Annotated in this window: 10 protein-coding genes; 2 read left to right on the forward strand and 8 right to left on the reverse strand. The window is 24.4% G+C overall.

What is annotated here, in order from left to right; genetic code table 4:
- Positions 1-57: 57 nt before the first annotated feature.
- Genes T383_RS0101885 through cas9 form a run of 4 tightly spaced genes read right to left on the reverse strand, consistent with a single transcriptional unit; the run spans position 58 to position 5,676 of the window.
- On the reverse strand, positions 58-816 hold the full coding sequence (locus tag T383_RS0101885; RefSeq protein ID WP_033160003.1) for a hypothetical protein: 759 nt from the start codon (positions 814-816) through the stop codon (positions 58-60).
- Positions 817-1,146, reverse strand: coding sequence for a CRISPR-associated endonuclease Cas2 (gene cas2, locus T383_RS0101890; RefSeq protein WP_052664010.1), 330 nt, complete (start codon positions 1,144-1,146; stop codon positions 817-819).
- A complete protein-coding gene (gene cas1 / locus T383_RS0101895) occupies positions 1,139-2,026 on the reverse strand; it encodes a type II CRISPR-associated endonuclease Cas1 (protein ID WP_033160005.1) in 888 nt (295 codons plus the stop codon). Before cas1 ends, cas2 begins: the two co-directional genes overlap by 8 nt.
- A 14-nt stretch (positions 2,027-2,040) precedes the next feature.
- Positions 2,041-5,676 (reverse strand): type II CRISPR RNA-guided endonuclease Cas9, encoded by a 3,636-nt coding sequence (gene cas9 / locus T383_RS0101900; protein WP_033160006.1) that lies wholly within the window; start codon positions 5,674-5,676, stop codon positions 2,041-2,043.
- A 405-nt stretch (positions 5,677-6,081) separates the two neighbouring features.
- On the opposite strand from cas9, the gene T383_RS0101905 reads away from it, so the two are divergent.
- A complete protein-coding gene (locus tag T383_RS0101905) occupies positions 6,082-7,047 on the forward strand; it encodes a hypothetical protein (protein WP_033160007.1) in 966 nt (321 codons plus the stop codon).
- Between the two features lie 634 nt (positions 7,048-7,681).
- On the opposite strand, the gene T383_RS03950 is transcribed toward T383_RS0101905, so the two are convergent.
- The 3 genes from T383_RS03950 to T383_RS0101920 all read right to left on the reverse strand — a co-directional run bounded on the left by T383_RS03950 (position 7,682) and on the right by T383_RS0101920 (position 13,123).
- The gene (locus tag T383_RS03950; RefSeq protein WP_033160008.1) at positions 7,682-9,832 is read right to left on the reverse strand and encodes an MAG2960 family serine endopeptidase lipoprotein; all 2,151 of its coding nucleotides are present in this window, start codon (positions 9,830-9,832) and stop codon (positions 7,682-7,684) included.
- 585 nt (positions 9,833-10,417) lie between these two features.
- A complete protein-coding gene (locus T383_RS0101915) occupies positions 10,418-11,770 on the reverse strand; it encodes a hypothetical protein (RefSeq protein WP_033160009.1) in 1,353 nt (450 codons plus the stop codon).
- Between the two features lie 12 nt (positions 11,771-11,782).
- On the reverse strand, positions 11,783-13,123 hold the full coding sequence (locus T383_RS0101920; RefSeq protein ID WP_033160010.1) for a hypothetical protein: 1,341 nt from the start codon (positions 13,121-13,123) through the stop codon (positions 11,783-11,785).
- 264 nt (positions 13,124-13,387) lie between these two features.
- Here T383_RS0101920 and T383_RS03895 point away from each other — a divergent pair, with 264 nt between their 5' ends.
- Positions 13,388-13,534, forward strand: coding sequence for a hypothetical protein (locus tag T383_RS03895; RefSeq protein ID WP_156940244.1), 147 nt, complete (start codon positions 13,388-13,390; stop codon positions 13,532-13,534).
- Positions 13,535-14,250: 716 nt separating this feature from the next.
- On the opposite strand, the gene pepF is transcribed toward T383_RS03895, so the two are convergent.
- Complete coding sequence (gene pepF / locus T383_RS0101925; protein WP_033160011.1) at positions 14,251-16,095, reverse strand: oligoendopeptidase F; 1,845 nt, start codon at positions 16,093-16,095, stop codon at positions 14,251-14,253.
- Position 16,096 lies beyond the last annotated feature (1 nt).

Genomic DNA, 16,096 nt, shown 5'->3' on the forward strand with positions numbered 1-16,096 from the left:
AGTTTAAGTCTACTAAAGAATGCTATCACACCAAAATGTCAAAATCAACCATTTTTTTTAAATGTTTTTTAGAAAAAAATTAATTTTGTGACTTTTTTCATCATTATGTTTAGATAAAAAATTGTTCAAATCTTTTTGATCTATGGGCAAAGATGTTTTCATTTCTAAATAAGAAATAAGTTTGTCAATATCAATAATTTCAAAAAAATCATTTTCTTTTACATAGGCACAAATTTCTAATTCATTAAAATGATTTATCACTTCTCTAATATCAGTTGTAATTATTAACACATTAAAATTATTAAGAAGTTTTTGGCAATTTTTATATGTTGCATTTTTAACATTATCAAAAATAATTAGTTTCTTTTCATCAAATTCTAGTTTCAAAAAGAAATCAAAAAAAGTTTTTGAATCAATATTTGAAATATCATTGATTTCCATAGATGAATTAATTAATTTATAGACATCATATTGTGGAATCAAAAGATCATTTATTTGAAAATCTTTATTAATTTTATTAATTACAAAATTTACTAAATTGTTATCTATTAATGTTTTATCACCTATTATCTCAACAATTTTTTTATACAAAACATTAGATTTGGACAATGACAAAAAATCACTATATTTAGATAATTCATTTACATAAATAACATTTTTTCATTTTATTACTTTACTATCAACTACTAAATGATGGTTTTCATTATCATCAGTTAAAATTGATTTAATAAAATGAGTTGGAAAAGTTGTTTCTAATATTTTAATTCCATTAAAATCTAAATTATGTCAATTATTTTGATAATAAATTTGTAACATTTATATTTTTATATACCTTTTAGAGTTATTGTAAATTTCATTTACATTTTTATGACCTAAAATAATTTCCATGTTTAGATATTGTTTTTCTGTTACATGTAAAATTCTAACATTCCCTGAACGAGGAATAACTTTACGAAACTTATCTATTTCTCGATCTAGTTTACTATATGAATTAGTAGCTTTAACATAAACAGAAAACTGCATCATTACATAACCGTTTTTAATTAATGCATTGTGAAACTTACGATATTCCTTTTTTTCGTAATCTTCTCTAGATGGCAGATCAAACATTAAAATAATTCTCATATATCTAACTTTGTTACTCATAATATACCGGAAATTGCAACTCTGGAATTGTTTGTTCTTGAACTATTGAATCAATAAAAATATCAATTGCATTATTAATAAATTGCTCTTTTTGATTTAACAAAACTTTTTTATTAAAGCATTCAATAAGTTTTTGCTTAGATTCAAATCAAGGATTTTTCATCTTCTCAATTTTAACAATTTTTAATACTTCATTATCAATAATAACTCTAAATACTTCCATCAAATCTGAGGCTAAAGCAAAATGATTATGAAATGATTTATGAAAAATAGAAATTCTTGGATCTAAACCTTTTTTAACAATTGATCGCGAAAAATAACTTCTTAAAATTGAATATCCATAATTTAAATATTTATTAATTATATTGTCATCATCATGTCGATTAAAATCTACACCAAATAAAGTGTGTCAATAAATTTTAGATGCATGCCCTTCACGATTTGTAACATCATATTCTTTAACATTTTTATACAAATTTTTCATTTCATAAATTATGGTTTTATTTGGTTCAAAATGATTAAGAGTTGAAATTTGATTTAAAATCTTTTGTTGAACAATTGCTTTTCATAATTTTGCTTTAAAAATATGATTTCATGATAATTGAGCATTTAAAATTTTTAAAGAATTATAATTACCAATCATTGGAATTAAATGTACATTAGGCAAATGCCGATTATCACAAAGTATAACATTTACATTAAAATCAGCTAATTTATTTAACAATTGAATTGATAAAGTAATTTCCACATTATCAATTATTAATGTGTCAATATCATTGATTGGAATTGTTATTTTATTATCTTCACGATAAATAACTAAATTATTCAAAAATAAACGTAATCGTTCTGCTTTTTGTATTTCTACAATTTTTCAACCCATAAAAATAAAAATAATTATTTGTTTAATGATATTTTTGTTTTTGCTAAATTATCAAAATATTCACCAAAAGAAATTACATCATAAATATTGCCTAAAGAATCTACTTTACATAATTTAAATGTTTTGGTAATTGTAGAAATTGCTACATTCTGTTGCAATCTTTTTTTCATATTATCATCTTTTTGTAACTTAAAAATTGGTTCAATTTCTAATTTATCAGAAGATCTGTCCCCTCCGCCTACAAAGCAATATAAGTTATCTTTTTCTACTTTAAATTTTTTATTATTAACATCTTCAATACCTAAAATTGCCATTCCTCGTTTAATAAATAAATAATTATTTGGGTCTACATCTTTAGGAAGAATTTTTTGAATTTTCTCTTCATTAGGTATAAGTTTCTTTTTATTTTTATCTCAATTCAAAGTTAATGCATTTAAAAATATAGTTATGTATTTCCCATTATTTTTTCTATAAATTCGTACCCCTATGGGTTTCAATGAATCATAAAATGATTTGCCGTTACTCTTACTTTTATTTTGGGGTTTAATATTTTTAGAGCATAATAATTTATCACTAATATCAACCTTATCACCTTTGATCTTTAAACTTTTTATTAAATGAGTAATTTGATTTTTGTCATTAAAAATTGGTAGTTTATCAATTAACTTAATTTGATCATCTGTATAATTAAAATCTTCTCCCTTATATGTTTTCTCAATATATTTCCTAAAAGGATTGGTTTTATCATTTGGATCAAAATTATCATTAAAAATAGTGTTTAACTGTTTGTATAACTTTTTTTCTTTTGTGTAAATTAGTAATTTGCTGAGTTCTTTTTCATTGCATGAATCACCAAAATATTTTTTGAGCTCGTCAATTTTTAAACTTTCATCTAACAAATTTAACTTAGTTATTTTATAAGAGTCTTCAATCCTTTCATGAGTTTTCTCATCTATCCTAGAATAAGTTCGTAATGAATACAAGGTATCATTTGCTAAAGGTGAATTTTCTTTTGAAATAATCATTCGAGAAAATTTAATATTTTTTTCTTGAATGTTTTCATTTAAAAAATCTCTCATTTGATTTCTAAAGTTTAAAGCAACTGCTTTCAATTTATCATCAAAAATATTTAACACATCATTTTCTGTAAATATTAATTCATTATTTTCTGAATTATCTTTGTGATAGCCATCACCTTTTTTTATAACTTTATATCTTAATAACTTAAAAATTGTTTGATTCAAGCCTAAAAAACCAATAATACTTGCATCAATCGCATGATGATTATAAATATCACGATTTTTATTTAATAAGAAGCCTTCTTCTTTACTTTCTTTAAACAAATTACGTCTAGCATATGTTGTTATTGCGCCATTAACTGCATGAACAATAATTTTATTTGATTTTCATTTTATACTTTGACTAAAGAACATTTTTAAATATTTTATAAATTCTCTAGAAATATATCTTGTATCATTCAATTGACGAGAAACAAATCCTAATAATTCTTCTTCTAAATTGCCTTTGTATAATAGATAATTTTTTACCTTAGATTCTAGTTTTGAACGTCTTTTCTTGTCATTAACTTTCATTTGTTCAGAAAGTTTATTACATCTGTCTTCATAAGCTTTAAAAGCATTACCATCCAACCACTTATAAGGAGTTCTTTCTCCTTTAGCTTGATTATTTTCTGCACTAGTTAAAACTTTATTTTGCATAGAATCAATAAATGACAAAGAATAAGGCAATACATGATCAATATTGTATTTATTGGGTTTGTTTAATAATTCATATAAATCTATTTCTTTGTCATCATACAAATCTCGTCCATTTTGCTCTAATCACAATAAAAACTTAAGACGATTTTCGCCTTTTTTTAATAATTCCTCATTTACTTCTGGGTGTCGATCAATTTGTTTTTCTAAATATGATTTATTTCTTTTTAGTTCATTTTTTATTTCTTCTTTTACTTCTTTAGAATTAAGTTCTCGAGCCATTTCAACCATAACATATGCAAGTTCATATTTTTTAGAATACTTTCGTAATATCTCATTTAAAACTTTAGTTGTTTGATTAAATGCCCGCTTTACGGTCAATGGCATAATTTCATTTGCAAAATAATTTTCGGGAAAGTATGTATAGTTAGCAAAAATACTTTTTTGTAAGTGATTGACATTTTCTTCAAAAAAATTCATTTGATTTTTGCCAATATTATCAATATTAGAATCTAAAGTAAATTTAATAAATTCTTTTTGTGCTTTAATTGATAATGATGATGTTCCTGAAGAAAAAATATTTGCCTTCGCTAACTCTTTAATTGATTCTTCATCTAATTTATTTAATGAAAATTTATTTAGAATTGGATTTTCGTTAGAATTAAATTTTTCATTAAAACCATTTATACGTTCCATTGAATTTTGAAAACTAGATCCTATTTTAAAAATTTCATGTAATAAATCTAAATCATCAAAATTATTTAAATCAATTTTAGATGTAATTTTGTTCTTAATTAACCAATTTCCAATTTTTTTAGTAGATTCACATTTTTCTATTTCAAATTTTTCGTTTTTATCTTTTCTAAGGCCTGAATAAATGCCATTTTTTGTGTCTATTTTGAAGTGTTTGCATATTTTATCTAAGGTAATCTTAGATAAATCAAATTTAAGAATTTCAGATTTTTCTTTACTATTAAATTGTCTAATTTCGCCATTTTCATCTACAAATTTCATATTTGCTAAATCATTTAGCAAATTAAATATTTCTGTAATTGGTGATTTTTTATAATTACGTTTTTCTTCTGGATAGTAAGTACATTTACCAATTAAATTATCCCAAAGGTTACCACCCTTTCATTTTTTAGGTTCTTTGGTTTTTGGATCAATTTCTCAACGCCCATAGGGACTAAAACTTTTCTCTGAACCAGGACCTTCTGAATAATGACGATGGCGTGCAAATAAACCTAAATGTTCTTCTCCGTCTTGCACATACCCAAGAAATTGATTTTTAAATTCATCTGAAAGATTTTGATTTCTAAAAATTTCGATAATTTCTTTTTTAAAATCTTCATTACTAATTCCTAAATTGCCTCGGTTTCCCAAAACTTTGCCACTAATTTTAAACCATTCGAATTGGTTTTCACAAGGAAATTTATTTGAGTCAAAAAACTTACTTGCCTCGTTTTTTTCTTTTTCACTTTCTTCTGTTTCAATTGTTAATAATTGACCACGATGTTTAATGTAGTTATGAAGTATTAATACAAGTTCATGATTGCTTAGTTTATTTTTTAAACCTTTAATTTTGATTTCAACAGGCATTAAATATTTACTATAATTTTCATCATAAAATGATGTTGTTATGTACTTTTTAAATTCATCTTCATTTGCAACAAGTTTTTCTTTTATACATAATTGCATTAAATCTTTTTTTCGTTGTTGCAAACGACGAATACGTCTTCTTGTCCCTCTATATTGGCGACGTTTTTCTGTATTTGAATCATTTTCTGCTGGATCATCAAATAATCTAACTCCCATATCAACAATATGGAAATTTGTTTTCTTATCATTTTCACCTTCATCATATTGGATTATTGATCAGCCTACTGATGTAGTGCCCAAGTCAAAAGCAATTGCTATTTTAGGTTTAGTATTCATAATTATTAAAATTTTATATATTTCTCTTTTTGATAAATTTTTAAAAATTTATAACTAAATTGTTATAGGTTATATTGTAAAAAAAAAAAAAAAAAGAGAGAGAGTCCTCATTGAAGTTCTAAATTTTTTGTATGAATTAACTAAAGTTCTTTATGCTTGATATAATGAATGCATAATTAAAGACATTAAAAATAAATCTATTAGAAAAAAGTATTATTTGACTAAATCTATATTAAGAGTACTTAAATTTGTGTTAAATATTTTAGGTATCTCTACTCCTAGTGAAATAAAGCATATACAAAGTTAAAGTTTATCTTGGGCTAAACTTATTAATGTTTATTTAGTAAAATAAATAAAATTTTTAAGTATTAAAAATATTTACAAATTAATTGTAGAAGGTAAAAAATGAGCAAGAGAAAAATAAAAAGTTTTAAATTATTTGGATTAATGTCTATATTTTCAATTCCATTAATTGTTATGCCATTATTTTTGACATCTTGTTCTGAATCATCACCAGAACAAAATGAATCAAATAATTCTAATGATAATTCAAGTAATAATTCAAACAATAATTCAAGTAATAATTCAAACAATTCATTAGGAATTAAAGTAAGTGATATAGTTCAACTTACTTTAAAAGATAGTACACAAACAATTGGTCGTGTTTCTCAAATAAACTTAAATGATTTTACTCTTGACACAAATAGAAATTTTAAATTTAGTGATGTAAAAAGTGTTTCTAAAATTTTAATAAATGTAAACAAGGATATACTTAAGGTTCTTTTAAATGATGACACATTTATTTTTGGTCTTGTTACAAAATTAAATTCTGATGGTTTGCAATTAGCAAATAAAGATTTTAAATTTAGTAATATTAAATCTATTGAAAATATCACTTTTTCTGCTGGAAACTATGTTCAAATTGGAAAAGAATATCCTTTTCAATTTGGATATGTAAATAATGTATATTCAAGTGGTATTATCATAAACAACTCAACTGATTTCATAAATTGAAACGACATTAAAGATATTCAAAAATATATTCCGCCTATCAATAAGTATGTTCGAATTTGAGGGAAAGACACATTACTACGTCATAAATATGGTTATTTGTCTAATTGCATTGAAAATAAATTAATATTATCTGACAATAGATCCATTGATTTAAGTACAATAACCTATGTGGAAGTATTAGATCTTAAAGAAGGTGTTCAAATAAAAGTTGAAACAAGTAAAGGACCTTCTTACACTGGGACTATAAAATCAATTTCTAATACTCAAGTTGTATTGGGAATTCAACAAACCGATGGTTCTATGAAAGATATAGAAATAAGTTGAAGTGATATAGACTACATTAAAATACAATCATAATATAACATGATGTTGATTTTGAACCTAGTGTTGTTAAAGATCTTAAATTTAAATGAAATAGAATTGTATTTTAATTTGTAAACAATTTAATAAGTAATGTACATATAATTTATGATATGCATTGTTAAATAATTAATAAATTATTAGTCTCTTTCAAAATCATCTTTATTTTTAGTTTGATCTTTTTGTTCTGACACTAAAATACCTTGAGCTTGAAAGAATTCATTTAAATCTAAATGGTTCTTGCTTAGCAAGAAATCACTTAATTATAATGGATTATATAATGGATTGCTTTGCAACAAATCAAATTAATTTTTAATAGACATAACCAAAAATAATTTAAATAATTCATCTAGTGACAGAAAATATGCTGAAGATATTTTTAATTCTAATATTAATGATAAAAACATTAGAAATATAAATGTTGATAATGCCAATATTTTTATAATATTAATAACATTAATATAAATAAGTTAAATTAAACACTTAATATTTCCTTAAATCATAAAGTTTAGTCAAATCATTAAACATATCAATAAATAATGGAAAATTTTTATGAAGAAATTTTGCGTAAATTTAATAAGAAAATAACAATAGTAAGGGGATAAAATACAAAAGTTAAAACATAGAACAATTATGGGTTCAATTTGTATGTTTTTATATTATCTCTAACTAATTTTTTTAAAAAATCATCAAAAATGCTACCATTTCATTCTGAATCATCATTTTCTTTAACAGATTTAAATAATGTAATAGCATTACCAACACCATTATTACTTGAATTATTTAGATCATTATATGCGTAAAGACTTAAAACTCCAATGGGTTCAAAGCGTGAATTAATAGCAAGTGAACCACTAGCTCCTTGTTCTAAGTATTCATCATTTCATGGTTTAAAATAATAAGTAGAACCTTGCTGATTAGCATATGTTAATGTCATTCCATGATCAAAATCTTTAAATTTTTTTTGATATCATTTATACCTATTATTAATTTTATTCCGCTCTAAGTTTATTGCTTCATCATATCGTGCCCAATAACTAAAAAAATCAAATGAAGTTGTTTCTTTTGATACATATCTTTTTTTAACATTAACTCTGCCACTACTAGAATATGTATTTTCTCAATTTCCTGATAAAGGGAAGCCGCCAACCATTATAGACTCACTTGGAGAAATATGTTCCCCTTTATGATTTAAACCTATATACCAACTAGCCTCATCTTTAGTGTTTAAAACTTCATATAAAGATGGAAATAATTTTTGAATTTGATTTTTAGTAAATTGCATTTTAGAAATAGCAAAATCAATTCCACCATTTTTAAGGGTGCCAATTCTAGTACTTTTATCAACACAATCACTTTCAAAAATTTGATCAACATCAGCTGCAAATTTAGATTTAACACCAGAGGATTCAAACAAAGGAGTATAGTACACAAGATCTATATATGTACTAGAGTTTTGGTTATTAACATTTTCTCAAATTGGTGTTGAACTTTCAGATAAATCAGTTACATTTTTTTCATCATATTTCATAACTTGAACTGGAATAGGAGTAGTTCTTTCTTGTTTACTTAACCCCTCATAACTTTTTCCCTTAACTATGTATTGTTGAGTTGTATCCTTATAATCATTAGATCAAAAACCAGCATTTCAATATTGTTTAAATGCTTCACTTGCTGAGTAATAAGATTCATTTGCATACATATCATATGTATCATGTAAATCAAATACATGTGTGTTTGAAGCTACTAAAAATTCATAAATATCTGAATTATCATTTTTAATACGATCTATTATTCAACCTGTACCCATTTGTTTATTCTTGATAAATTTATATTTTGGTGTTTCATAAGTTGATGCAACATTTTTGTAATTATATACATCAAATCTAATCCTAAAAGATCGATCATAAATATATTGTCAAAAATCACTAACTTGTTTTAATGCACTATTTTCTTTGTTAAATAAATACCTCAAAACATTGTTGCTAGTGTCTTTAATAATTAATTCAAAAATACCAAGTTCATCATCAAAATTGGCCTCAATAACTGCAATATCATTTACTAAATTAAACAAAGTTTTTAAATCACTTAATTTAGTGTAATAAAAAATTTCTGACAAATTTGATGGTAAATATCCAAATGGATTATTTTCAATAATTTTATTAAGATTAACATTTGTAGAAATGGAAATTGATGAATAGTCTTGTGATAATTTAGGTAAAGTTTTCTTTTTAGTAAAATTATCAAATGTTTCATAAATAGGGGATTTATTCACTCTCTCCTCTATTGTGTTTCCAATATTTCCATAAAAACCATATTCTTGAATTTTTTCAAAAAAAGACTTTGTCATTGTCTCTTCATCAGTTAATCTTTCAAAATTTATTGTTGGATCTAATAAAATTGAATTAATAATTTTTTCTTTAGTTGATTTAAATCATTCAGTAGATTCAATAACTTCAATAGAACTATTTTTACTCAAAATACTTTTTAAATCTAAACAATGTGCGTCCTTGCCATCACTCGAAACTGGAGGTTTAGGTTCTGGTCCAGGTGTTGGATCAGGAGTGGGCTCTGGTGTTGGTTCTGGTTTTGGGTCTGGTGTTGGAACCGGAACTTCAGGTTTTGGATCAGGTTCAACTGATGGCTTATTTGTATCTAAATTATTGTCAGTTCCAGTTGATTCTGAAGAATTTGTATTTGAAGAACATGAGACAATAAAAAGACTACTTGATGCAAGAAAAGCAAAAAAACTTAATGTTAAAAATATTTTTTTATATCGCATAATTTAAAAAATATTAAATAAAAAATAAATTATTAAATAACAAATATTATACTGAAATTACACTTAAAGCGCAATGCCTATATTAAAATACATAGTAAATATAATTTTATTTTAGCTCAAAGAAAATATTAAAAATGTTTCTATCATAAATATCTTTTTCACAATAAAAAGTATTTTGAGTTTAACATTTTTTAAACAATATTGTGCATGTTGCCAAGACAAATTTTTAAATAAATTAAAAGTGATAAATTATTTATTAAAAAATAAACTAAAAGTTAAAAGTATAACAATTGATAATTAAATTGAATTTAAAAAAATATCTAATGAGGAATTAGATGAAGTATTTAATTTAATTAATAAGTTGCCTAAAAAATTTTGAATTGAAAAACTAGGATTTAATTATTTAATCAATTAAATCTTAATTAAGTCATTTTAAATACATAACAAAATGCACCCATTGTTTTTTTGTGGATGCATTTTTTATTTTGATGATTATAATAACAACACAACATCTAACATAATATTGTAAATGTAAGGGTTACAGTTAGAGTGTCGCTCTGAGTAAAAATAAAAAATTTTTAATAATTATTCTAACACCATTAAGTTATACAAACTAAAACCTAAACTATAATAATAACCAACAACATTGTGCAATAAAGTTTGTAACTTTTTTGCCATTTCTGGAATTGTTATTTGTGCTTGACCTTGGCCTAAATCATCACTAGTTTCTTTATTAGTCAAAACATTTTGTTGTTCTTTAAGAAGATTAGTTAATTTTTGATCAAGGCTAGTTGCATCAGCAATTAAAGTACTTTCATCACCAAAAATTTGTTTTAATAAGGCTGCTAAATCTGTATAAATAGATGGATTATTAGAATCATTAAGTTTAGATATAAAATCCTTAAGGTGATCATTAGTAACTCTACCAATTTTTTTAAAACTATCAACAATATTAACAAATGGTTTGTTACTTGAAGTATCACCCAGACTTGCTACATCTAATAGATCAATTTTCCCTTCAATAAACGATGGTGAAATAGTCAATTCAGAATTTTGTTCTAATTTACTAGCTTGATCTAAGGTTGATGAAATATCTTTAAAATATTCTGTTTTTTGCAAATCAACATATTTTTCAATTGTATCTTGAACTGTTTGGGCACTAACACGTGCTAATTCAAAAATATTAATCATGTTTGAAGTTTTGCTTTGGGTTGTTTGTTCACCAATTAATGCTAATGTTCTTAAATCTCCTAAAGGAAAATTTACAGTTGCATCACACAAAGATAAATTATGAATTGAGATTGTATAAATGTCTTTTGTTTTATTTTCAATAGATGGAATAAAAGATGAATCTTTATATGTTGACTGAGTGTATGGAACATTTTTTTGGATTTGAGTTGTAAAATAATCCATTTTAAAAATTTTATCTTTTAATGCATTATTTGAAACAATAGGCGCAAATCACTCAGTAACTGGAGTATATTGATTAGTTGAGCATTCAACATAAGGATAAAGACCAAGTTCTTTGCCCCCTTGTTGTGAAGTAACAACAAAATCATCATTGTGCATATTAATAACATTTGTAATTAATTTATCTAAATTACTAGGATTTGTATAATCATACAATCAAACTAAATGTTTTAAAATAGCTTGATTTTCTTTTTGTTTGTTACTTAATCATTCTTTCAAGTAAACGGGTATAGTCTCTTCATTGTCACCAGTTGAATCTGATCCTGAATTAGAATCTGAATTGTCTCCAGAACCTGAACCATTATTGTCTGAACCTGATGAATCACCACCTTGATTAGGATTATCACTTGGATTATCTGAAGACTGTTGTTCTTGAGCACAAGAAACAATAAATGGAGAGATAATGCCAAGCAAACTAAATAAACCTAATAATGGTGTTAAAAATTTAATTAGTTTTATTTTTTTCATAAAAAATATATGTTATTTCTTAGAAATAGAAACAGGGTTAGGCATATTAACTACTTGTACACAATTTAATGCCAATTGATAAAGTTCTTTAGCAAAACCTACATAAAATAGTACTGTTGAATATAATACCTTACCAACTTCATCTACTATTTGAACCACTTGGTTATCTGTTATTCCAACTGGATTGGTATTGTTACTAATGTTTGGGTTTCCTCGATAATGTTCTTTTATTTCTGTTAAACCATCAACAATAGCTGAAACAATACTAAATAACTTATGATCTTCATTATCCACTACATTAAACAATTGATATATTATGCCTTGAATTATTTGAAAAACTTTAGCATCTTTCACACTCAAAGAACTAATAACATCAACAGCATTACTCATATTGTTTATTTCACTAAATTCCTTAAAAAGATTTTTTAAATCAACTTCATTAAAAGGTTGGACACCTGCTTTATCATCTAAGCCATCTATGGTAGTAATAAAATGATTTATTTGTTGTAAATAAGACATATCACTACCAGTAGATGGAACTGTTGCAATATTTTGGTACTTTTGCATAAGATTTTCAACACTAGTTGGATTTGGTCTTTTCATATCTAACAAAACCAATGAATTATCAATTTCAGCCTTACCACTAGTTTGTTCAACAGTTGCCATAGTTCTAGGGTCTCCATTAGGAAACTCAGATGTAGAATCACTTAGTGTAAGTTTATGAATAGTCAATTTATAAGAATCTTGATATGAAGTATCCAAATTATCACTTGATGATTGTTGTGTCGATGGAACATTAGCAAGAGCAACAGTTGGTATAAAATAATCCATAGTTAAAATTTTACCTTTTAATGCAGGATTATCATTAGCAACAAATCAGCTATTTTTAATTTCAGTTCCAGTGGGACTAGTAGTAACTACATTTATTGGTGTGTATTGATTTTTACCACACTTAACATATGGATAAAAATTTAAATTGTTACTACCATTTTGCATATCTGTAATGATTTTATCATCACCATTAAGATCATAAACTTGTCCAATGGCTGCATCAAGATTTTTAGGAGTTAAATCTGCATTAATTGAATCTTTATCGCTTTGTGTGTTTGATGACTTATAAAACCATCTTATATTTTTTAAAATTTTTTCATTTTCAATTTTTTTATTTGCAGCTCATTCATTAACTACAGATGTAGATGTAGAATCAGTTGCTTTTGATGAATCATTAGCAACAGTTTGGTTTTGATTATTAATTTGTTCTTGCCCACAAGCTGTTGTCACAATTGGAATAATCGTTAATGAACCAACACCCAATAAAGGTAATAAAAAATTTATTAACTTAATCTTTTTCATAATAACTCTCTTTTTAAATGCATTTAGTAAATTTAATATTTTTTTTAATATGTAAGGGGTATTGTAAAAAAAAAAAAAAAAGCAAATTTTGGAAAAATTACAAAATAAAAACTTTTAATTTCTAAAATGACATTTAAAGTACAATGCCTATATTAAATCATTTAAATAAAAAGTAATTTTTACCAAAACTAAAGAGCAAAACAGACATGAAAGAAGTTAAGGAACGATAACAATTTTTGAAAAACAAAAAAATTGGGTTTGATGATGATCATAAAACCACCTCAACAAATAATTTTAGCATGGTTTAAAATGTGGAATGAACAAGTATTTGTTTTACTTGTTCAAGATATTAGATATCTAAAAGAAAATGCAGTGATGGAAGATAAGTTTAAGAAATTTAAAACTCTTTAAAACCATTTGCTTTTAAATCTAAAAAGTAATTGCTATTCCCTAATTTCAAAATCTATTATTGCGAGTAGCAGTAATAGGTTTTGCATTATGTAAATAAAAACAAAGAGTTATTTCACAAACTCTTGGTTATATGAATTTTTAAATTTGAATTTCCTAATAGACACTTCAATAATATTGAAACATTTTTAATTCAAAATAAATATTTTTAAACAATTTTAATAAATTAAAAAATTTATGTAATTTTATATATTTAGTAAACCTAAATACAAAATCCTAAAGTGACACCTAGGAAAAAAATTTTTTATATCTTATTATTTATGTTTTTACTAATTTGATTTTAAGTACATATAAATAAAAAACATCTGCTTTAAAGGCAGATGTGGTTGCGGCACTAAGACCTTGTCTTGGCATGCATAGACATTCTTTAGTAGACTTGGATACTATAAAAGAATCCACTCTTATTATAGCACATAATTATAAAAAATAAATAACTGTTAAATTTTGTTTGTTGCAACATCCCTAATATATAAAATTTGCTCTAAAAAAATTACTAAATTTGTCTACTCAAAATTATAAGTCTTAATTCATTTTAGTTTGTTAATAAATTAAACATATCATCATATATACTTTTAGAAATCTTCAAAGCTAATTTAAACATTATTAAAACCAAGGTTAAAACAAAATAATTAAAAATTATTAAAATACAAATCAGTTTATTATTTGATCAATTTTATTTTTTTAAGTTCTATTTTTAATAATTTAATTCAATCTTGAACAATTTCAAATGATTCTTTTCAAATTTCTTTACTAGTTAAATCAATATCTAATAAACTTATTGTTTCTAAAGGTGGTAAAGAATTTCCAGAAGACAAGAATTTCATAAAGTTGCTTAAAGCATTTGACTTTTTGTCCATAATTCGCTTAGCTGCAATAATGGCTGCAATCTGACCCACAGCATATTTATAAACATAAAAAATACCAGCATAAAAGTGAGGTACAGCTGTGATAATAGATAATCCTTTTTTATAATCTCCAGATTTTAATTTTTTTAGTTGTGTTTTTGAATAACCTAAATATTTTCTATACATTTCTGCATATAAATCAAATGCTGTTTCACTACTAAATTCTTCACCTTTGTTAATTTTTTCATTAGCTTCAAACTCAAAATTACTAAACATAATTTGGCGTGTGGTTGTAGCAAAAAAATTTTGAATCATTTCAATTAAAATAATGATTTTCATTTTAGAATCATTTTTATACTTATCTAGCAAATAATAGTTTAAAAACATTTCATTTGCAATAGAAGAAATTTCTGCATAAAAAATTGAAACATCAGTATAAATTTTTTGATTTTCCAAAAGTTTTCATGTATGCATTGAATGACCTAATTCATGAACAATGGTATAAACTGATCTTAAAGTTTTATCAAAGTTCATAGAGATGTAATACTTAGTTAATCCTTCGGCACTTCCTATTGAATAAGCTCCTGTTTGTTTTCCAGGTTTGGGCAACCATGATATTCATCTATCATCAAAAGCTTTTTTAACCATATTTACATAATTTTGTCCTAATGGTTTTAAAGCTTCAAGTGCAATTCTTTGAGCATCTTCAATTGAATACTTAGTATTTTTTTTAAAAAGAGGTATAGAGACATCTCAAGGTTCTACTTTATTAAGATTAAATTTATTTTTAATTGCAATCTTAGTTAGTAAACCAAATTCTTTAACCAATGTTGTAAATTTAGATGTTTCTTCATAAATTAATTTAATAAAACTTACTGGGATTTCATCATTGAAAGCAGTTTCGCTCACATAATCATCATGTTTGCGAATTTTAGCATTAGTATTAAAATTCAAGTAAGCATGATATAGTAATTTAGTTAATGTTTCTTTATATCGATAAAATCCATTATATTCAGACAATCATGCAGATTTACGTAACTTTCTATCTGAAGATTTTAACAAAGGAGCTACATCTGATAATGTTTTAATTTTATAGTGTTTACCTTTTGATGATATGGCATCTTCAAATTGAATCTCAGATCTAGTTAATGTATCAAAAATGTCTTCACTTGCATGATTTAAAATAGATAGTTTTGACAAAACTTGTTCTTCTTCATTAGTCAAAATGTGCTTTTCATTTCTAAATGATAAATAAAAATCACGTTCGTATTCTTTGTATTTAGGTAATTTTAAATATTCTTTTATTTGCTTTTTGTTTTTAATAATGTCATTAGATAAATTAGATAATTTTTGTCCTAATTGATTAGATTCAATTGTTATTTGTTGCGATCATCCATTTCATTTAGAATCGGCAATATTTTCATTTAAATTATTGGAAACATAATTAATTAATCTATTAGATAAAAGTTGTAATTTCTTAGATTGTTTTAAAAAATTATCAAATTTATTCAATGTTGAAAAACATTTACCATTATCATAAATATCAATTAATTTCTGATAACTATTTTTCCATTCTTTATGTAAGTCTTCTAATTTAGATTTTTCTAAAATCGCATCAAGGTCTCATGTATATTTGTCATCTAATTTTTTTTTATTCATA

The sequence above is a fragment of the Mycoplasmoides alvi ATCC 29626 genome (assembly GCF_000701785.1).
In the GTDB taxonomy this organism is placed as follows: Bacteria; Bacillota_I; Bacilli_A; order Mycoplasmatales; family Mycoplasmoidaceae; genus Mycoplasmoides; species Mycoplasmoides alvi.